Annotated in this window: 14 protein-coding genes and 7 tRNA genes; 13 read left to right on the top strand and 8 right to left on the bottom strand. The window is 68.6% G+C overall.

Annotated features, from left to right (window positions below):
• Positions 1 to 770 precede the first annotated feature (770 nt).
• The gene (locus tag IT359_12270) at positions 771 to 2,750 is read right to left on the bottom strand and encodes a PAS domain S-box protein (protein MCC6929750.1); all 1,980 of its coding nucleotides are present in this window, start codon (positions 2,748 to 2,750) and stop codon (positions 771 to 773) included.
• A 301-nt stretch (positions 2,751 to 3,051) separates the two neighbouring features.
• Between IT359_12270 and IT359_12265 the strand changes: the two genes are divergently transcribed.
• From IT359_12265 to IT359_12255, 3 genes are all read left to right on the top strand, one after another.
• Complete coding sequence (locus IT359_12265; protein ID MCC6929749.1) at positions 3,052 to 3,900, top strand: hypothetical protein; 849 nt, start codon at positions 3,052 to 3,054, stop codon at positions 3,898 to 3,900.
• Between the two features lie 276 nt (positions 3,901 to 4,176).
• Positions 4,177 to 5,430: a YncE family protein gene (locus tag IT359_12260; GenBank protein MCC6929748.1), complete on the top strand. Its 1,254-nt coding sequence runs from the start codon at positions 4,177 to 4,179 to the stop codon at positions 5,428 to 5,430.
• A 200-nt stretch (positions 5,431 to 5,630) separates the two neighbouring features.
• On the top strand, positions 5,631 to 7,655 hold the full coding sequence (locus IT359_12255) for an Ig-like domain-containing protein (protein MCC6929747.1): 2,025 nt from the start codon (positions 5,631 to 5,633) through the stop codon (positions 7,653 to 7,655).
• Positions 7,656 to 7,740: 85 nt separating this feature from the next.
• Here IT359_12255 and IT359_12250 read toward each other — a convergent pair whose 3' ends face one another.
• Together IT359_12250 and IT359_12245 are read right to left on the bottom strand one after the other, a co-directional pair.
• Positions 7,741 to 10,374: an ABC transporter permease gene (locus IT359_12250; GenBank protein MCC6929746.1), complete on the bottom strand. Its 2,634-nt coding sequence runs from the start codon at positions 10,372 to 10,374 to the stop codon at positions 7,741 to 7,743.
• The gene (locus IT359_12245) at positions 10,371 to 11,156 is read right to left on the bottom strand and encodes an ABC transporter ATP-binding protein (GenBank protein MCC6929745.1); all 786 of its coding nucleotides are present in this window, start codon (positions 11,154 to 11,156) and stop codon (positions 10,371 to 10,373) included. Before IT359_12245 ends, IT359_12250 begins: the two co-directional genes overlap by 4 nt.
• Between IT359_12245 and IT359_12240 the strand changes: the two genes are divergently transcribed.
• The 10 genes from IT359_12240 (at position 11,155) to IT359_12195 (ending at position 14,249) form a co-directional block, all read left to right on the top strand.
• Positions 11,155 to 11,952 (top strand): arylesterase, encoded by a 798-nt coding sequence (locus IT359_12240; GenBank protein MCC6929744.1) that lies wholly within the window; start codon positions 11,155 to 11,157, stop codon positions 11,950 to 11,952. The genes IT359_12245 and IT359_12240 overlap by 2 nt on opposite strands.
• A gap of 71 nt (positions 11,953 to 12,023) precedes the next feature.
• Complete coding sequence (efp, locus tag IT359_12235; GenBank protein MCC6929743.1) at positions 12,024 to 12,590, top strand: elongation factor P; 567 nt, start codon at positions 12,024 to 12,026, stop codon at positions 12,588 to 12,590.
• Between the two features lie 88 nt (positions 12,591 to 12,678).
• Positions 12,679 to 12,752: transfer RNA gene (locus IT359_12230), tRNA-His, on the top strand.
• A gap of 78 nt (positions 12,753 to 12,830) precedes the next feature.
• Positions 12,831 to 12,903 (top strand) — tRNA-Trp (locus IT359_12225).
• Positions 12,904 to 13,093: 190 nt separating this feature from the next.
• Positions 13,094 to 13,166 (top strand) — tRNA-Glu (locus IT359_12220).
• A gap of 71 nt (positions 13,167 to 13,237) precedes the next feature.
• Positions 13,238 to 13,309 (top strand) — tRNA-Glu (locus IT359_12215).
• A 63-nt stretch (positions 13,310 to 13,372) separates the two neighbouring features.
• Positions 13,373 to 13,446: transfer RNA gene (locus IT359_12210), tRNA-Asp, on the top strand.
• Between the two features lie 16 nt (positions 13,447 to 13,462).
• A tRNA-Leu gene (locus tag IT359_12205) sits at positions 13,463 to 13,544 on the top strand.
• A gap of 49 nt (positions 13,545 to 13,593) precedes the next feature.
• Positions 13,594 to 13,665 (top strand) — tRNA-Thr (locus IT359_12200).
• A gap of 170 nt (positions 13,666 to 13,835) precedes the next feature.
• Positions 13,836 to 14,249, top strand: a complete 414-nt coding sequence (locus tag IT359_12195) for a prolyl oligopeptidase family serine peptidase (protein ID MCC6929742.1) — start codon at positions 13,836 to 13,838, stop codon at positions 14,247 to 14,249.
• A 19-nt stretch (positions 14,250 to 14,268) separates the two neighbouring features.
• Here the strand turns inward: IT359_12195 and IT359_12190 are convergent, their stop codons facing one another.
• The 5 genes from IT359_12190 to IT359_12170 are packed head-to-tail and all read right to left on the bottom strand — an operon-like array spanning position 14,269 to position 18,640.
• Positions 14,269 to 15,447, bottom strand: a complete 1,179-nt coding sequence (locus IT359_12190) for a hypothetical protein (GenBank protein ID MCC6929741.1) — start codon at positions 15,445 to 15,447, stop codon at positions 14,269 to 14,271.
• A complete protein-coding gene (locus IT359_12185) occupies positions 15,438 to 16,664 on the bottom strand; it encodes a hypothetical protein (protein ID MCC6929740.1) in 1,227 nt (408 codons plus the stop codon). Before IT359_12185 ends, IT359_12190 begins: the two co-directional genes overlap by 10 nt.
• Positions 16,657 to 17,322, bottom strand: coding sequence for a hypothetical protein (locus IT359_12180; protein MCC6929739.1), 666 nt, complete (start codon positions 17,320 to 17,322; stop codon positions 16,657 to 16,659). Before IT359_12180 ends, IT359_12185 begins: the two co-directional genes overlap by 8 nt.
• Positions 17,319 to 18,251: an ABC transporter ATP-binding protein gene (locus tag IT359_12175; protein MCC6929738.1), complete on the bottom strand. Its 933-nt coding sequence runs from the start codon at positions 18,249 to 18,251 to the stop codon at positions 17,319 to 17,321. The genes IT359_12180 and IT359_12175 overlap by 4 nt, the downstream gene beginning before the upstream one ends.
• Positions 18,248 to 18,640 carry a GntR family transcriptional regulator gene (locus IT359_12170; protein ID MCC6929737.1) on the bottom strand — a complete coding sequence of 131 codons (393 nt, stop codon included), beginning with the start codon at positions 18,638 to 18,640 and terminating at the stop codon, positions 18,248 to 18,250. Before IT359_12170 ends, IT359_12175 begins: the two co-directional genes overlap by 4 nt.
• Positions 18,641 to 18,720: the final 80 nt, after the last annotated feature.

Below are 18,720 nucleotides of genomic sequence, written 5' to 3'. Positions count from 1 at the left end.
TTTGGTTGTTGCGGTCATTGGCGCCCGAGGCAGCCGATCGCGAGTGTGCCGAGGACAAATGGATCCCAGCTTTCGCTGGGAAGGTGGGCGTGGGGCGCTGGGTTCGTCACGCCGTGCGGCGCTGGGTTCGGCACGCCGTGCGGCGCTGGGTTCGGCACGCCGTGCGGTGCCTGTGGTTAGGCGTAGTGCGGGCACGAGAGCGAGAACGCGAGGGCGATCGCACTCCTCCGTGCGCCTCCGTTCCTCCGTGTGACCTCCGTGTTCAAGGCTCTTGATCTTCAAGCGCCCCCGGGTCCCCGCGAGCCCGCGCCAGACGCAGCAAATGCGTAGGGCCAGGAAGTTCAAGTTCAAAGGCGCTACAACACGGAGGTAGACGGAGACACGGGGGCCCACGGAGGAGATCACGGCGATTGAACTCCTCCGTGAACCTCCGTACCTCCGTGTGTTCTCCGTGTTGAAGGCTTTGGTTGTTGCGGTCATTGGCGCTCGAGGCAGCCGATCGCGGGTGTGCCGAGAACAAATGGATCCCAGCTTTCGCTGGGAAGGTGGGCGTGGGGCGCTGGGTTCGGCACGCCGTGGGGCGCTGGGTTCGGCACGCCGTGCGGCGCTGGGTTCGGCACGCCGCGCGGCGCTTGTCGTTAGGCGCAGTGCGGGCACGAGAGCGAAAACGCGAGGGCGATTGCACTCCTCCGTGCGCCTCCGTTCCGCCGTGTGTCCTCCGTGTTGAAGGCACTTGACCTTTCCACCGCGCCCACGCGCATGGAAGGGCGTCAGCCCTGCAGCGCCCCCCCCTCGGCCGCCGCGCGCAGTACCGACGAGAGCTCCTCCACCCGAAAAGGCTTCTGGATGCACGCCGTGACGAAGCCGGGCTGGAAGCGGCCGCAGATCTCGGATTCGCTGAACCCTGACATCAGCACGATGGGGAGGTCGCTGTCGAGGGCGCGGATGGCGGCGACGAGGTCCTCGCCGCCCATGCGCGGCATGGTGAGGTCCACGACCGCCAGGCGCACCGCGTCCCGGACTCGGCGGTAGGCGTCGAGCGCCTCGACCCCATCGTGCGCGACGCGAACCTCGTAGCCGTGGCGTTCCAGCATGGCGCGGGCGACGTCGCAGACGGTGTGGTCATCGTCGACCAGGAGCGCCAGCCCGCTCCCCTGCGGCGGGGTGATGCTCAGGCGCTCGACGGCATCGCTGCGGCTGGCGGGGGGCGGGGCGACGGGGAGGAAGACGCGGAAGGCGGTCCCTTCACCCGGGGCGCTCTCCACCGTGATGGTGCCGCGATGCCCGCGCACGATGCCTAACGTGGCGGCCAGCCCCAGCCCACGCCCGGCGAACTTGGTCGAGAAGAACGGGTCGAAGATCCGCTCCATCGTCTCCGGCGTCATCCCGATCCCGCTGTCGCGCACCTCCACAAAGGCGTACACCCCTTCTTCCAGTTCATAGTCCAGGTACGGCGACTCGAGCGACTCACGGTCGCACCACCGCACCCCCGTGCGCAGCGCGATCGTCCCGTTCTCACCCGCCAGGGCGTCGGAGGCGTTCGTGATGAGGTTCATCACCACCTGGCGCAGCTGCGTCCCGTCGGCTTCCACCGGCGGGACGTCGTGGCCGAAGTCGAACTGCAGGGCGGCACGCTTGGAGATGGCCGACTGGAGGAGGTGCGCCATCTCCTGCACCGTGGCCGACAGGTCGAGCGGCTTGACCAGGAAGCGCCCCCGCCCGCTGTAGGCGAGCATCTGCCGCGTGAGGTCGGCCGCGCGCAGTGCCGCCGTCTCGATGTCGCGCAACAGCTCATGCAGCTCGGAGTTGGGCTCCACGTCCATCAACCCGAGCGAGGCGTTCCCCAGGATGCCCACGAGCAGGTTGTTGAAGTCGTGGGCAATTCCTCCGGCCAGGACACCGAGGCTTTCCAGTTTTTGTGCGTGCTGCATCTGCGCCTCGAGGCGCTTGCGCTCGGTGATGTCCTGCCCGCTGGCGATCACGCCTAACGGCTTCCCGTGCATGTCGAGCAGGCGCGTCGCCGTCCACAACACCGTGCGCGCGTCGCCGGTGCGCGACACGAGCGCGTCCTCGCGCGGGCGCGGCGTGTCGCCGGCCAGGACGCGGATCACCTCATGGCGCATCGCCTCGCGTCGCGCCGCGTCGCCCATGAGGGAGAAGTAGTCGCGACCCAGCACCTCCTGCCGCGCGTAGCCGAACAGCCGTTCCGCCTCGCGGTTCCACTCGAAGACCATGCCGTCCGGTGCAATGCCCACCAGCACGCTCCCCGTGGTCTCGACGAGCGACCGGTAGCGGTGCTCGCTGGCGAGCAGCGCCAGCTCGGCGTTCCGCCGCTCCGTCACGTCGCGCACGAAGACGTACCCCTGCTCGATCTCGTCGGCGTCGCGGAAGGTCGTGGCCGTCAGCTCCGCCTCGAACGGGGCGCCGTCCTGCCTGCGGAGCGTCAGCATTCCCGAGATGATCCCCGTCCGCTGCACCGTCGCCCCGGCCGCCAGCCGCCGCTCGTCCGATTGGTCGAGGAGCGAATGCGACATGCGCCCCACCAGTGCCGATGGATCGCAGAGGAAGAGCCGGCCCGCAGCGTCGTTGACGGCGATGATCTCCCCTTGCGACGACACGAGGAGGATCGCCTCCTGCGAGTGATCGAAGATCGCGCGCAGGTGCGTGGCGCCGAGCGCGGCCACATCGCGCGGCGTCACCGTGGTCGCACTGGAGTGCTGGGCGGTCGCTGATTCCTCCGGACGGACCATGGCTCCTGGTGCGGGATGGCGGCGAACGGGTGGATGCACGCGAACGGCAGAAGGTGAGCTCGTCCTCATTGACGGGTTGGCGGCGATGGCAGTCACAACTGCCGGGTGGAAGGCGGCAAGCTTTGCCGCCCGCCGCGCGAGCCTTCACCGCGCCCTCGTATCCGCTCACCGTGCGGAACTGGCCCGCCGCAGACCTCGTTCGTAACCTTTGGCGCCGCTTCACCCTCCGCGCCCGACAGCCGCCGGCCAGCGCAGGCCATCGCGGGCAGCCGCGGGCGCCTTACCGTGAAAACCCACCGACATGGCCGTTGCCCCACTCGTCCTCGCCTTCCACGCGGCCGCCATGCTTGCGGGCGGGGAGTGCCGCCCGCCAAAGGACAGCTCCGACGCCAAACTCCTCGCCTTCTACGCCGCTCCCATCGCCTTCTCCCCTGGCGGGAACGCGGGAGCGCTGGCCCCCGGTGCGGTGCGCCTCTCGATCGATGTCACATATGTCCCGAAGCCCTCGGCCGACATCCAGCGGGCGTCGTACTGCAACCGGAAGAGTGAGAACTCCGACCTCGCCCCGATCTTCCCGCGTCCGAGGCTCGCGGTGGGGCTCCCCGGTGGACTCTATCTGGAAGGGAGCTACCTCCCGCCCGTGACCGTCATGGACGCCACCCCCAACCTGGGGTCGCTCGCGCTCGGGTGGACGCGCTCGCTCAAGCGCAGCGGCGAGGGGCGCGAGACGTGGGTCGCGCTGCGGGCGCACGCCACGTTCGGGAAAGTGAGCGGCCCCATCACCTGCCCGGCCGATGCCCTCCAGACCGCCTCCGCCGCCAACGCCTGCTACGGGACCCAACCGTCCGACGACAGCTACAAGCCGAACATGACCGGCCTCGAGGGGATCCTCGGAATGCGAGGGGCGGGGAAGCTCTCCGGCTACGTCGGCGCCGGCTACACCTCCATCAAGCCGCGCTTCCAGGTGCACTTCCAGCCGCAAGGAGGGGCGCTCGACGACACCAACGTCCTCCTCGACGACTCACGAATCGCCGCGTTCGCCGGCGGCTCCTATCGCGTCGCCGCGCGGGCCTCGCTCATGGCGGAGCTGTACTCCGTCCCGAAGGACGTGACGACATTTCGCGTCGGCGCGAGCTGGGGGCTTCGATAGGGACGAGAAGCCTGCCCCAGCGAAGGCTGGGGACGCGGTAGCAACAGGCAGCGACTTATGCACGGACGATGCATGGAGACACGGAACTCAGTGAGGAAACCAAAGGCCATTGATCTCCTCCGTGCACCTCCGATCCTCCGTGCATCCTCCGTGTTGAAAGCCGTGCCCTTTCCCAGCGTGGAGCACCGCCGCCAGGAAAACCGTGAGGGACCCCGCGATTGACGCCGAGATGGGTCCGGCCTACGCTTTCCGGTCGACTCTCTCACTCCCACGGTCATGCCCCGACTCGCTCCTGGTATCGTCGTCGCCGAGTTGACGCTCGTGGTGGCGGCGTTGCTTCCGCACGCGACAACGCCGCCGCCGCCCATGGTGTCCCCGGTCTCGGCGCACGCACCGTCGCCTTCGGCAGCGCACGCCGAGCAGCCCAGGCGCGCCGAGCCGCCGACCAGGGACTACCTCGTCTACACGGTCGCCGAGTCGGCCGATCAACTCGCGCTCGTGCGCTTCGGGCCCAAGGGGATCACGATCGAACGGCAGCAGAAGGTCGGGATGATGCCGACCGAGATCAACGGCCCGCACGGGATCTCCGTCTCGCCCGACGGGCAGTTCTACTACATCAGCATTGCGCACGGGACGCCGTACGGGACGTTCTGGAAGTACCGCACGTCCAACGACGAGGCGGTCGCACGCGTGACGCTGGGGAACTTCCCCGCCACGGTGCAGACCACGCCCGACGGCGCGCTCGCCTTCGTGGTGAACTTCAACCTGCATGGCGACATGGTCCCGTCGTCGGTGAGCGTCGTCTCCACCGATGAGATGGTCGAGATCGCCCGCATCCAGACCTGCACGATGCCGCACGGTTCCCGCGTGAACGCCGCGGGGACGCAGCAGTACTCGGCGTGCATGATGGATGACATGCTGGTGGAGATCGACACGCGCGCGCTCGAGGTGTCGCGCCACTTCCTCGTCGCCAAGGGGAAGGAGATGGGGATGCGCGGGGCGCCGGGGACGATGTCGCATAACGAGCACGCGGGGCGCCCCGGCGCTACGTCGCACGACTCGGCGATGGCCAATGCCGCCAACGTGCAGTGCTCTCCCACGTGGGCGCAGCCCGGCGTCGACGGGCGCAAGATCTACGTGGCTTGCAACAAGTCGAGTGAGATCGTGGAGGTCGATGCCGCGACGTGGAGCATGTCGCGTCGCTGGGCGGCCGGGGATGGCGTGTACAACCTCGCCGTTTCACCCGACGGGAAGTACCTGGTCGCGACCAACAAGCGCGGCAAGTCGATCTCCGTGTACGACCTGGCGAGCGCCAGGGAGGTGGCGCGCATTCCCACCTTCAAGGGCGTCGTGCACGGCGTCGTTGTCTCCCCCGATTCCCGCTACGCTTTCGTGACGGAGGAAGGGCGGGGCTCGGAGGCGGGGATCCTCGAGGTCTTCGACCTCGCGTCGCTGACCAGTGTGGCGACGCTGGAACTCGGCCAGCAGGCGGCGGGGATAGATTTCTTCCGTATGGAGCCGGCGCGGTAGCAGCGCGTCTTCGGAACGGGCGACCCCGACGAGTGTAGCCACTCGGGATCCGGTCGAGCCGCCCTCGGCGCGAGCCCCGGCCGCGCCGGGTAGGGGAGCGAGGGAGAGGCGGTGTCACAGTCAGGGGAGTGCGCCACACGCGCAACGCGCGCGTCTCTCGCCGTCGCGAGAGGCGCTTGAACGAGGGAGAGGAGCCTTTTGTGACGTCAGTGAGACAGTGGGTCATCGCCGCTGCGGTGGCGCTCGCCGCCTGCTCGGGAGAAGACACGCCGACGGAGCCCAACACCCCGGGTCCGGTCGCCTTCGTCAACATCGCCGCCGTGAGTTCGTCGATGGTGGTCGGGGCCACGCAGCAGATGACCGCGGCGTTGTACGACAAGGACGGGAAAGCGGTCACCTCGTCGTCGGTCGTGTGGAGCGCGACGCCCACCGCGGTCGCGACGATCTCGGCCAGCGGCGTGCTGACCGGGGTGACGCCGGGGACGGTGAAGGTGACGGCGACCTCCGGCTCGCAGACGTCGACCGCCGACATCCTGGTCGAGGCCAATCCCTGCACCACGCCCATCACGATGACGGTAGGGCAGGTGCGGACCTTCACCGGCGGCGCCCCGGTCTCATGCATCACGCTGGCCGCCTCCTCCGGCGCGAGCGACTACATCGTGATTGCCACCAACACGCGCCCCGTGCAGGACGACGTGTTGCAGTACAGCGTCTCGTTGCAGCAGGCGGCGGGGGTGGAGGCGCTCCCGTCGGCGGTTACGCTGGCCGCGCTCACGTCGCCCGCGGTGCAGTCGCAACTCGACCCGCGCCTCGTGCTCGAACAGCAGGAAGCGCTACGGGTGGACGGGCTGCACGAACGGCTGCGGGGCTACGAGCGCGCGTGGGTGGGGCCGGTGGTGCCGTCGGTGGCGCGGACCAACGCGATGCCGGCGGAGCACACGCAGGCGCAGCGCTCGGTGGCGCTCTCCGTACAGGCGGTGGGCGACACCATCACGTATCGCGTCCCCAACCTCAACACGGGGAAGGACATCTGTCGCGACTACATCACGATCAAGGCGGTCGTGCGGTCGCTCTCGTCGCGGGCCACGATCGTCGAGGACGTCACGACTCCCACGAACGGCTTCACGTCGACAGACTACAACGCGATTGCCGCCGAGTTCGACAACCTGATCTATCCGGCCGACACTGCGTGGTTCGGGAAGCCCACCGACATCAACAGCGATGGGCGCGTGACGATCCTCTACACGCCCGAAGTGAACAAGCTCACCGCGGCGGGGTCGGCGGGCTTCACGGCGGGCTTCTTCTTCGGATCGGACCTGATCAAGAAGGCGGAGTACCCCACCACGAACGACTGCCGCAACCAGACCAACGAGCAGGAGATCTTCTACGTCCTGAGCCCTGACCCGTTAGGCACGTACAACAACGTCCGCACGACGGCCACGGTGCGGCAGGGGACGCGCGGCGTCATCGCCCACGAGTTCCAGCACATGATCAACCAGGGGGTGCGCCAGTACAACCCGGCGGTCGAGGCGCTGGAGACCTTCTGGCTCAACGAGGGGCTGTCGCACCTGGCCGAGGAGTTCGTGGGGCGCGCCTTGTTAGGCGTGGGCGACTTCCAGCGCCTCACCTACGCCCAGGTCAACCCGACGCCGAACTCGGCGAACGACTACAACGCCTTTTTCCGCCAGAACCTAGTGCGCTTCCAGCGCTGGATGGCGCGCCCCGACACGGCGGCGCCCATCAGCATCCAGAACCGCGCGCAACTCGCCCCGCGCGGCGCCAGCTGGGCGTTGCTGCGCTACGTGATAGACCAGTACTCCAACGGCTCGGCGCGCACCTTCACCAAGGCGCTCGCCGCTGGCCCGCAGACCGACGTCGCCAACCTCCTCGCCCGCACCCCAGGCGTGCAGTTCGACCAGATCATCGCCGGCTGGCTCGTGGCCAACTACGCCGACGGTGTCACCATCAACGGCCTGGCGTCGAAGTACGGCTACTCCAGTTGGAACATGCGCGACGCCATGACCGGCTCCAACGCCGGGACCTTCCCGCTTCTCGTCACCCCGCTCCCGGGGACCTTCTCCGGGCAGGCGATGTCCAGCTCGGGCTCCTATTACCGCCTGACGAGAACTACCAACTCGCCCCAGGTGCAAGTGAAGGTGCAGGCGCCCGGCGGGTCGAACCTCAGCCATGAGTACTCGACGGTGGTCGTGCTTCGAGGAAGTTGAGCGAGAAGACGAGAGCCTGCCCCAGCCTTCGCTGGGGCAGGCTTCTCGTCCTCTCGTCTTCTCGTCCTCTCCCTGCGAGAGGGCTTCAGCCCTCTCGCAGGGCCGACATCGCCGTCTCCTTGAACACGTCGCGGCCGCTCAGCATCCCGATCAGCACCGCCATGGCCATCATCGCCGCCGAGATGCCTAACGCCTGACCGGTGGCGGCGGTGAAGGGGCGGTCGAAGATGAAGCGCATGATCGCCCACGCGCCGCCGAAGGAGAGGACGAGTCCCGTCAGGCTCCCCAGCACGCCGAGCACCGTGTACTCGGAGACCAGGATGCGCCCGATCTGGGCGCGGGTGGCGCCGAGGGTCTTGAGGAGGACGCCCTCGCGCACGCGCTCGCGACGCGTGGCGGCCACCGCGGAGAAGAGGACGGGGATCCCCATCGCCAGCGAAAAGATCGCCAGGAAGCGGATCGCCAGCGAGGCGCGCTGCGAGATCTCGCCGACCGTCTTGCGCACCAGCGACAGGTCGATGGAGGCCACGTTGGGGTAGCGGCGCACCACCGCGCTTTGCACCTGCGCGGTGAGCGTGGGATTGGTGGCCGCACCAAGCAGCACGAACGTCTTGGGCGCCTGCGCCAGCGTCCTGGTCTGGAAGACGGCGTAGAAGTTGGGCTCGAAGCGCGCCCAGTTCACCTCGCGGATGCTCGTCAGGCGCGTCGGGATCCGCACCCCCTGCACGTCCCAGGTGATCACGTCGCCTAACGAGACGCGCAGGTCCTGGGCGATGTCCGACTCCAGCGAGACTTCATCGACCGGTGTGCCGTCGCTTGGCGGCGTCGCCCCGAACCACCGGCCGGCCAGGAGCTTCTCCCCGGTGAACAGTGTGTCGCGGAAGGTGGAGCGATACTCTCGGCGGAGCGCCCACCCCGCGGGGCGCGCGTCACCCTGCGCGCGCTGTCGCTGTCCGCGCCCGCCGCCGCCCCCCTGGCCTTCACCCAGCGTGTCGGCGCTCCGGCGCGGAGCCAGCTCGTCAGGCGTCTTTCCGTTCACCAAGGCGATCCGCATCGTCACGATCGGCGTGCGCTGGATGACCGGGATCCCCGAGGCGCGCACGATCGAGTCGACGCCGAGCCCCTGGTCGTCCTGCACGTCGAAGAAGAGGAGGTTCCCGCGCGACGCCTCCTCCGTGATGCGCAACTGCGCCAGGAGGTTGCTCTGCACCAGGTACAGCGTGGTGACGAGGAAGGCGCCGAAACCTAACGAGAGCACCACCGAGCGCGTCTGGTTGGCCGGGCGATGGAGGTTGGCGATCCCCTGGCGCACGACGTACGGCCAGTGCGCGCTTACCGAGGCGCGCGCCAGGCGCGAGAGCAGCGCCGCGCTGATGAGGAGGAGCGCCAGCACCCCGGCGATCCCGGCGCTGAAGCCCACGACCTCGCGCGGCGCATTGGCACGCGTGGCCGAGATCCCGACAAGGGTCGCGGCAATGAAGAGGTTCACCGTCCACAGCGCCCAGTCGAACCCCGGCGCCCTGGGCGGGTTCACGTTCCGGCGAATGGCCTGCAGCGGCGAGATGCGGCGCAGCGCCACCAGCGGTCGCAGCGCAAACGCCAGGGCGATCCACACCCCGAGCGCGATCCCCGTCGCGATCGCCATCGGCTCCAGTTGCACCTGCACGTCGAGCGGCAGCGTCCCCGCCAGGAGGCTGGGCAACGCGAACTGGATCGCGATCCCGATCAGCGCGCCGATCGTTGCCCCCACGAGCCCCATCAGCGCCGCCTGCGTGGCGTAGATGAGGAGGACCTGCCGCGAGGTGGCGCCCACGCAGCGCAGCACCGCCACGATGTCGATCTTGCGCGCGACCCATGCGTTCACGCCGCTCGCCACTCCAACGCCCCCCAGCAGGAGCGCCACGATCCCGACGATCCCGAGGAAGTTGGCCAGTTGGTCGATCGACTCGGTCAGCGATGTCTCGCTCTCGGAGACCGTGCGCGCTCGCACCTTGGCCGAGTCCAGGCGCGGGCGGATCGATGCCAGCCACTTCTCCGCGTTCACGCCGGCGTCGAGGCGGGCAAACGCTTCGTAGTCCGCGCGGCTCCCGAACGATAGGAGCCTGGTGTCGGCGATGTGGCGGTCGGCGATGTAGATGCGCGGCCCGATGGCCGCCGCCATCCCCGGGTCGCCGGGGACGTTGACCAGCGAGCCGGCAATCTCGAACGTCGCGTACCCCAGCTGCAACGAATCGCCCACCGCGACGTCGAGCGCGATGAGGAGCGACGGGTCGACCAGGGCCACGCGCCCGGCGCGCAGCGAGGCCCAGCGCCCCGCGGGCTCGGTGGTCACCTCGCCGTAGAGCGGGTACGCATCGGTCACACCGCGCACCTGCGCCAGCCGTGTTGTCCCCTTCGCCTTGGCGGTGGCCATCGAGGCAAACGACGTCTCGCGGGCCAGTGTGACGCCGGTCGCCCCTAACGAGTCGAGGAGCGAGTCGGCGGCCGGCGTCCATCCCTGCCGGGCCGAGAAGGAGACGTCGCCCCCCACCAGCGCGCGCGACTGGCTGCGCACCGAACGGTTGATGTTCGCGGCAAACGAATCGATGGCCACCAGCGCCGCCACACCTAACGAGATCGACGACATGTAGAGCAGGAGACGTCGCCGCGTGGAGCGCGACTCGCGCCAGGCGAGCGAGACCAGCGCGGCCGCGCCCCCTCCGCCAGCGCTCCCGCTCACGCGCCCCTCGCCGTCGAGGGGACGCCGTCTGCCGGCGCAAGCACCGCCGCTGCCGCCGCTGCCGCCGCGGCACCGGGCATCGCCACTCCGTCACCGCCCGTCGTCGCTCGCGCGGTGAAGCGATCCTCCACCACCACCCCGTCGGCGAGGCGAATCACGCGCTGCGTTCGTTCGGCGAGCGTCATGTCGTGCGTCACCAGGACGATCGTCGAACCAGACTCGCGGTTCAGTTCCTCGAGCAGCGCCACGATCTTCGCGCCCGTGCTCCCGTCCAGGTTGCCCGTGGGTTCGTCGGCGAAGAGGATGCGCGGCTGGTTCACGAAGGCGCGGGCAATCGCCACCCGCTGCTGCTCGCCCCCCGAGAGCTGGGAGGGAAAGTGGTCCAGGCGGTCGCCGAGCCCCACCCGTTCGAGGAGGGCGCGGGCGCGGGCTGCCGCCCCACCGTCACCGCGCAGCTCGAGCGGGACCTGCACGTTTTCGATTGCCGTGAGCGTCGGAATCAATTGAAACGACTGGAAAACGAACCCAACTTTCGCCCCGCGGAGCTGGGCGCGCTGGTCTTCCGTCATCGCCGTGAGGTCGGCGTCGTCGAGGAGCACCACTCCGCGCGTCGGGGTATCCAGACCGGCGAGCAGTCCGAGGAGCGTCGTCTTGCCGCTCCCCGACGGCCCCACGATCGCGACCAGCGCTCCCTGCGGTACCCGGAACGAGACGTCACGCAGCACCGTAAGTCGGTGGGTGCCGCTATCGAATTCCTTCGTGAGCCCTCGAGCTTCGAGCATGCGAGTCCTGTTGAGATGGAGCGTCGTCGTGGCGATTGCCACCACCGCGTGGACCGTGTCGTCGTGTGCCGGCGGAAAAGATACCGCGCGGGACAGCGCCGCTTCGCCGAACACTACGGCCGGCGCCAGCGATTCGACTCAGCGGGATGAACGCGCCGACGCCATGTCCGGTGCCGCCGCATCGGCACCGACTGACTCCTCCGCGGTTGCCAGGGAGCGGAGCGCCGCCCCGGCTTTCCTGATCGTCGGGACGTCGCTCACCGCCGGACTCGGGCTCGACCCCAACGACGCCTATCCGGCGGTGCTGCAGCGCATGGCCGATTCGGCGGGACATCGCGTACGGATCGTGAACGCGGGGCTGAGCGGCGAGACATCGGCCGGGGCGCTGCGTCGCCTGGACTGGCTCCTGCGCGAGCCGGCGGCGGGGGTGATGATCGAGACCGGGGCGAACGATGGATTGCGCGGGCTCGACGTCGACTCGACGCGCGCCAACCTCACGGCAATCGTGCGACTCGTGAAGCGGACGCTCCCGGGGGCGGCGATTCTCCTCGTCCAGATGGAGGCCCCCCCGAACCTTGGCGCCGCGTACACGAAGCAGTTCCACGACAACTATGGCGTGGTAGCTCGGGAAGAGGGGGTGACGCTGCTGCCGTTCCTCTTGGATGGGGTGGCGGGGGTCAAGCGGCTCAACCAGGCGGATGGGATCCACCCCACGGTGGAGGGGGCGAAGCGGGTGGCGGCGACGCTCTGGCCAGTGGTGGGTCCGGTCCTGTCCCGACTTGCCAATGGGAGCTGAGGCCCGTTAAATTCCAAGGCTGTCGCAACTTACGTTTTCATTCGCCCACTTCAGGCGGAGCTCGTTAGGTCATGGCCGTTCCAGCCACGCAGATTCGCAAGGGCATGGTGATCGTCTTCGAGGGCGATCCCTGCCGCGTGATCGATTTCCGCCATCACACGCCGGGAAACCTGCGTGCGATGGTGCAGACGAAGATGAAGAACCTCCGCACGGGGTCCAACTTCGAGCACCGCTTCCGTGCCGACGACGCGATTGACAAGGCGTCGATGGAAACGCACGAGCTCGAGTTCCTGTACCAGGGCGGCGACACGTATCACTTCATGAATCTGGAGAACTACGACCAGATCGAGATGGACACCGAGGCGCTGGGCGACAACGCGCCGTGGATGGTCCCGAACATGAAGATCATCGCCGAGTACTACGATGGCCGGCCCATCGGGATCGAGCTGCCGCAGTACCTGGTGTTCGAGATCGTCGACACGTCGCCAGTGATGAAGACGGCGACCAAGACCGCCTCGTACAAGCCGGCGAAGCTGGAGAACGGCGTGACGATCAACGTTCCGGAGTTCATCGGGACCGGGGAGCGCGTGCGCGTGAACCCGAGCACGGGCGAGTACCTCGATCGGGCGAAGGACTGAACAGGACCGATCACGTCGGCTGGGCGTGGCTTCCCCGGTTGTTTCGGGGGGGCGCCCGGTTTAGAATGTTGGTCCCTCGCACCGTATGGTGGCCGTAGCTCAATTGGTTAGAGCACCGGACTGTGGCTCCGGGGGTTGGGGGTTCAAGTCCCCTCGGTCACCCCTTCAAGACCAGACGGGAGACGGGAGACGTGAGACGGGAGTCTCGCCGCTCCTGCCGACTGGCTGAGCTAGAGATCTAGGTCAGTAGCTCAATTGGTAGAGCACCGGTCTCCAAAACCGGCGGTTGGGGGTTCGAGTCCCTCCTGGCCTGCTGTAGCGTAGGGTAAGGAAGTGGCTGGTTCGATGCTGTGGTCGTCCCACTGCAGGGCCGACGCTTGAAGGTCGCTCGACTCGGCCTTTGGCGTCGGGAAGAGGAGCATTCGCAGCGCGAATGCGACAGGAGAATGAAAGGTGTTACCGCCTCCGATCTTGTCGGAGGCGGGATCGGAGGCGAGTTCGGAGGCGGTATCGTCTAGGGGACTAGGACACAGCCCTCTCAAGGCTGGAACACGGGTTCGAATCCCGTTACCGCTATGTATGGTGCAGGGCCTGCTCGTGCGACGGAGGTAATCCGCGAGCGGGGTTTGGAGGAACTGCCGGAAGTCGGCCCCATCGTCTATCGGTTAGGACGGCACTCTTTCAAGGTGCAGAGACGGGTTCGACTCCCGTTGGGGCCACTGCAGCAACTGCGGCGCACCGACTATGTTGGGGTGCTGTTGACGAAGGGAAAGTGTGAGTCGGGGGCTGTAGCTCAGCTGGTTAGAGTGCCGGTCTGTCACACCGGAGGTCGCGGGTTCGAGCCCCGTCAGCCCCGCTCGAAAAACTGAAGGGCCCAAGTGGTGAAATTGGTAGACACGCCATCTTGAGGGGGTGGTGCCGAAAGGCGTCGCGGTTCGAGTCCGCGCTTGGGCATGGCTTCGCTCTCGCTGCATCGGTGGCGAGATGCATCCGTAGGACACTCGCCAGCGTAGCTCAGTGGTAGAGCACCCGATTCGTAATCGGGCGGTCGTCGGTTCAATCCCGACCGCTGGCTCTGAGAAGGTCTCGCGCCCGACGTCGCATGACGTCGGGCGCTTTGCATCTGTAGGCGTGTGAGCGGCGTTCCGCGCACCAGGCATCGGCCGTGCCTCGTGCACGTCAGGACGTCTCGCCCGCGAGGCGTGCAAGGCGCACATTCGCCGAGTCCACCAACCCTCGGTCGACATGCCGCTGCCCAGGCATGGCGGTCCGTCAGGCGCATGGCGGCAGTGCGACTACCGCGACATCCAGCGCGGGATCGACGCGCTGGTGAAGCGCCGCGTCGCCGACCCGGACAAGCTGGTGCAATCCGGGTGGAGCTACAGCGGTTACATGAGGGCGTGGACACTCACGCAAACCAATCGCTTCAAGGCGGTAATGGTGGGCGCCGGGATCACCAACATGTTCTCGATGTACTCCACCAACGACCTGCAGACGCTCCTCGAGGGCTACTTCGGCGGCGAGCCCTGGGACGTGAGGCAGCAGTTCGAGCGCGCGTCGGCGATGACCTACATCAAGAATGCCAGGACGCCGGCGCTCATCCCGCACGGGCAGGCCGACACGCGCGTCCCGATCGGGCAGGCGCAGGTCGTGCCCTGACCCTGGGAACGCGCGCTCGTCAGGCAATCCAGCGCCTCCGTCCGCGCCACACGAGCGTCGTCCCCGCGCCGACGAGGAGCGCCCACCAGGCGACCTCCGCGCGGCGCGGCATCGGCGTGGGGTCGTACGGCTCATAGCTCCGCACGAGCCACCGCGACAGCCACGCCGTCTCGCCCGTGCCAACGGCCACTCGGTACGCCTCGTCGACCGAGGCGCCGCTGCGCCACCATTCGCCGAAGCGCTGGGGGCCCAGCTCCTGCGCGAGGTCGGACAGCAGGAGCCGCTGCCGAATCCCGAGCGCACTCCCGTGCACGCGGTACCACGGGAACGGGCCGAGCAAGTCGCGCACGGCACCCTCCGGCTGTGTTGCTGCGGATTGGTTGGCCTGGAGGTCATCGTCCCGCACGTCGCGCCAGCCGCGCTCGCACGCGGCATCGCCGCGCAGCGCGCAGTGCACGCCGTCGACGGTGAGGTCGCTCCAGATCCACCGCCGTGGCTCGTCGTTTGTCGTGCGGTCGCCCCACCGCGCGAACGCCGCCGGGCGCCATCCCGCCGAGTCGAGGTGCACGCGCAGTGCGGCCCCGGGGAGCCCGAAGGCGGCGACGAATGCGCACGGGCCCAGGACGCCGCTACCCGAGGCGATCGCGGCACCGAGCGACAAGGAGTCCACAGCGCGCACCGTCAGGAGCAACGTGCATGGTTCGCCCTCTCGACGAGGGAGCCGGATGTAGCGGCCGACCGGCGCGTCCACACCAGTGCGTGCCATGGTGGGACTGATGCCGCGCGGCGCCTCGACTATGGCGATCCGAACAGGGACTCGATGCGCGGGGAGGGCGGCGGCTTCACGCCTCGCGAGGGAATCCACGGCGTGTTGCGCGCCGCGCCCGACGGCACCCACGGAGAGCACCTGCACCCCGGGCGCTTCCGATCCGCGCTCGGTCGAAGGTGACAGATCGCGCGGAACGCGCGCGACGCGATCGAGACTGTCCAGTGCCGCGGCCAGCTGCTCGTGCACGTAGGCGGTCGCCTCGCGGTCCATGGCCGCGGAGATCGCCATCACTCGTCGCAAGTTGCCGCGACTCACTGGATCGAAGGCGTATCCCTCGTACGACGTGTCGCCAGCACGGAGCGCGAGCGCCAAGGCGAGGGCACAGACCCCAAGCAGCGACATGCGCCAGCGCCATGTGGTCAGGCGCATTGGCGCACCCTCCGCATCGAGAGCAGCCCAAGCAGCGCGATCCATCCGATCGACGCCAGCGCCACGCTGGCGGCCGGGCGAACGTTTGTCCCGCGAGGTGCAATCATTCGTTGCCGCCACCTGGCAAGCAGTGCCTCTTCGGTCACGCCGGAGGCACGCGCCAGGCGGGCGCCGATGTCGCCGCGCGGATCGCGCAGGCGTGTCAGCGCCGCCGCCCCCCCGTCGCGTAGCGCCTCGTGCAGGAAGACGCGCCGCGGCCCGTCGAGAACGGGTGGGGGAATGCGCACGGCGGGGAGCCGGTCAACGAGCTGCGTGCAGGCGGCGCCGTGCCGGGCCAGGCAGGCGCGCTGCAATGCGGGGGCATCGTCGCCATCGGACGGCCCGAGGCGCACCCTGGCCACGAGGGCCGGGTAGTCCTCGGGCGCATACCAACTACGGAGTGGATCCGCGGGAGGCCCGTGCAGGGCGAGGAGCGTCGCGCACGCCGTGAGGTTCCCCGCGACACATCGCCGCGCCGTGCGCGAATCGGCGGTGGCCAGCTCGAGGCGCGCCGACCCCTCGACGTCGCCGCCGGGTGCAAGCGGTGTGATGGGGGAGTTGAAGAACCAGGTGCGCAGCGCCTGGTCGAAGGTTGCCGAGGTGGAGGTGCTCACGAGGAACGAGAGCTGCTGGCGCAGGTAGGGCTCCACGAGGAATGGCTGCGCACCGCCCAGCATGGGCCCGGAGAGCTGCTTGTGGTTGACCGAAATGAAGATCGGCGTGAAGGGAAAGTCGCGTCGTTCCTGTGCACTCGGGCGCCAGGCGTGCACGGTCCAGCGGTACACGGCATCCTGCGCGGTGCTGTCCAGCATGGGGAGCACCTCGCGCGAGTACCGGTCGACGACCGGCATCACGTCCGCAAACAGCTTGCGGTCGGTGGCAATGCGGAAGAGCCCCACGAAGACGGTGTCGGGAAAGCGGCGCCGCGCCTGGTCCAACCAGTGTGCATCGCGCGCCGAATCGACGGCGAGTCGCTGGCGCTCGAGCACGGCGAGCCGCCGGAGGTGGACGTTGCCTGACGAGTCCGGCCGCACCTGGCGCGATGCGGTACCGCCAGACGCAACCTGTGGCTGCGCGACGCCGCGCGCCGGGAGCGCACCCATCACCGCCGCGCCCAGGACGAGCGCGTGCCGCGTCCACGTGCAACGCCCGCGGCGCCGGCGACGGCCGCTAGACATCGATGAAGCTCCACCGGCTGACCAGGATGCCCAGCGGGCCATGCGGCTGCACGAGCGCCCGGGCCCCGGCTTGCATGAGCTGCAAGCGCCCCGGGAGCGAGCCAATAGGGAGGAGCAGGAGGACGGCGAGCACCACGACGAACCAGAACGTGGCGGCGCGCGCCCGCGGTCCGACTCCGAATCGAAAGAGGAAGCTGACGGTGTGCACCAGCCACGCGGCCAGCAGCGCGCGCGAGGCCAGCGCCGTGGGATAGGCGCTGAGCGACTCCGGGAGGTCGAGGAGGGAGGCGGACAGCAGCGCCCCGATCCAGACGGCGCCGGCAATCGCCCCTAACATGAGAAAGCCACCGCCAAGCCGGTAGGCAAGGTAGTGGTGCCGCTCCACGGGGAGCGAGAGCGCGTAGACGTGTCGTCCGCGATCGTCGGCCGACCAGCCCTGCAGCGTGAGGGCGATGGCGGCCAGCGCGACGGTAATGGCCACCAGCATGCCGAGCGTCTCGCCCCCCTGCACGAAACTGGCGGCGCCGGCGCCTTCAACGTAACCCACCGTCGTCATGGGGACGAGCAACAAGGGCAGCGAAAACGCGGCCGCGAGGAAGAACCACATGATCGAGCGCGACCAGATCCACTGCGCACGCAACATCGCCCGGAACATCATGCCGCCTCCTCGTCGTCGTTGCGGCTCACGACAGGCGTGGCGCGCGAGGCACTCAGCAACTCCACGAACGATTCCTCCAGATCGAGATCCTCGACATGGCGCAGTGACGCCGAGGGGAGCAGGGCGCCAAAGGCACCGTGCATGTCGGCGCGCCAGTCGCGCACCACCCACTCCTCGTCCTGTCCCAACACGGTGCGCCGTGCCATGACGCGAAACGGCAACACCGGCAACTCGGCAGCCACCCCGCGCACGCGCAGGCGCTTGATCCCGGCGCGGAACTCGGACATCGGGAGTTCCGCCACCATCCGCCCCGCATCGAGCACCCCCACCCAGTCGCAGATCCGCTCCTGCTCGTGCACGAGGTGGCTGGAGATGAAAACAGTCGCCCGTGTGCTGGCGACATAGTCGACCACGGCGGCCAGGACGTCCCGCCGCACGACGGGGTCGAGCCCGTCGGTCGGTTCGTCGAGGACGAGCAGCTCGGGACGCACGGCGAGGGCGAGCAGGAGCATCAGCTTCCCGGCTTCGCCCTTGGAGAGCCGGCCGACGAGTGCGTCGTCGCGCAGCGCGAAGGCCCGGCGCAGCCGTTCCGCCTCGAGCGAATCCCAGCGCGGATAGAAGGCGGCGTGATGCCGCATCGTCTCATCGACGGAGAGCATCGGGTACAGATGCACGCGCTCCGGAACGTAGCCAATGCGCGCCAGCGCCGGCACGATATCGTGTGGCACACGATGCCCCAGCACATCGATGGTCCCATCCTCGGGCGGGAGCATCCCCATGAGGAGCTTGATTGTCGTCGTCTTGCCCGAGCCGTTGGGCCCGAGGAAGCCGTAGACCGAGCCGGCGCGCACGGTAAGGTCGAGGTCGCGCAACGCAAAGTCGCGCCCGGCGCGATAGTCCAACGAACGAATGCAGATGGCGTCGGTCATGCACGTGGCTCCAGCGTTGCGTCGTCCAGGGCGTCGTCGAACGCCTGGCGGAGTTCATCGGCGTTAATGCCGAGTCGAAATGCGTCCGAGATCATGTCACGCACCAGCGAGCGCGCCGCCACGGCGCGCTCACGGCGCTTGCGTTCGGTGGGAATGGCCGAGACGAAGGTCCCCGCCCCCTGCCGCATCTCCACCGTGCCGTCCTGCTCCAGCTCGCGGTATGCCTGCGCGACGGTGGCGGGGTTGATGCGTAGCTGCGCGGCCAACGCGCGCACGGAGGGGAGGGCATCGCCCGGGCGCAACTCCCCCGATGCCACGGCAACGCGCAGGCGGCCGGCAATCTGCGCGTAGAGCGGGATGGGAGAGCGTGGGTCGATGCGATCGAACATGCCGGCCGGGGAAAGTGTATTGGTGTACTAATACACTGACACGACGACCGGCGCAACCGGAAGTCACACGGTCCCCCCGG

The sequence above is a fragment of the Gemmatimonadaceae bacterium genome (assembly GCA_020852815.1).
Taxonomy (GTDB): domain Bacteria; phylum Gemmatimonadota; class Gemmatimonadetes; order Gemmatimonadales; family Gemmatimonadaceae; genus SCN-70-22.
The sequence above is the reverse complement of the archived record's forward strand: the minus strand, read 5'-3'. Positions and strand labels throughout refer to the sequence as shown.

Bases quoted from the DNA above. Each gene is read 5' to 3' on its own strand.
- IT359_12170 (MCC6929737.1), bottom strand. From the start codon at position 18,640: ATGTTCGATCGCATCGACCCACGCTCTCCCATCCCGCTCTACGCGCAG.
- efp (MCC6929743.1), top strand. From the start codon at position 12,024: ATGGCCGTTCCAGCCACGCAGATTCGCAAGGGCATGGTGATCGTCTTC.
- IT359_12180 (MCC6929739.1), bottom strand. From the start codon at position 17,322: ATGATGTTCCGGGCGATGTTGCGTGCGCAGTGGATCTGGTCGCGCTCG.
- IT359_12185 (MCC6929740.1), bottom strand. From the start codon at position 16,664: ATGTCTAGCGGCCGTCGCCGGCGCCGCGGGCGTTGCACGTGGACGCGG.
- IT359_12270 (MCC6929750.1), bottom strand. From the start codon at position 2,750: ATGGTCCGTCCGGAGGAATCAGCGACCGCCCAGCACTCCAGTGCGACC.
- IT359_12260 (MCC6929748.1), top strand. From the start codon at position 4,177: ATGCCCCGACTCGCTCCTGGTATCGTCGTCGCCGAGTTGACGCTCGTG.
- IT359_12265 (MCC6929749.1), top strand. From the start codon at position 3,052: ATGGCCGTTGCCCCACTCGTCCTCGCCTTCCACGCGGCCGCCATGCTT.
- IT359_12240 (MCC6929744.1), top strand. From the start codon at position 11,155: ATGCGAGTCCTGTTGAGATGGAGCGTCGTCGTGGCGATTGCCACCACC.
- IT359_12190 (MCC6929741.1), bottom strand. From the start codon at position 15,447: ATGCGCCTGACCACATGGCGCTGGCGCATGTCGCTGCTTGGGGTCTGT.
- IT359_12195 (MCC6929742.1), top strand. From the start codon at position 13,836: ATGCCGCTGCCCAGGCATGGCGGTCCGTCAGGCGCATGGCGGCAGTGC.
- IT359_12175 (MCC6929738.1), bottom strand. From the start codon at position 18,251: ATGACCGACGCCATCTGCATTCGTTCGTTGGACTATCGCGCCGGGCGC.
- IT359_12245 (MCC6929745.1), bottom strand. From the start codon at position 11,156: ATGCTCGAAGCTCGAGGGCTCACGAAGGAATTCGATAGCGGCACCCAC.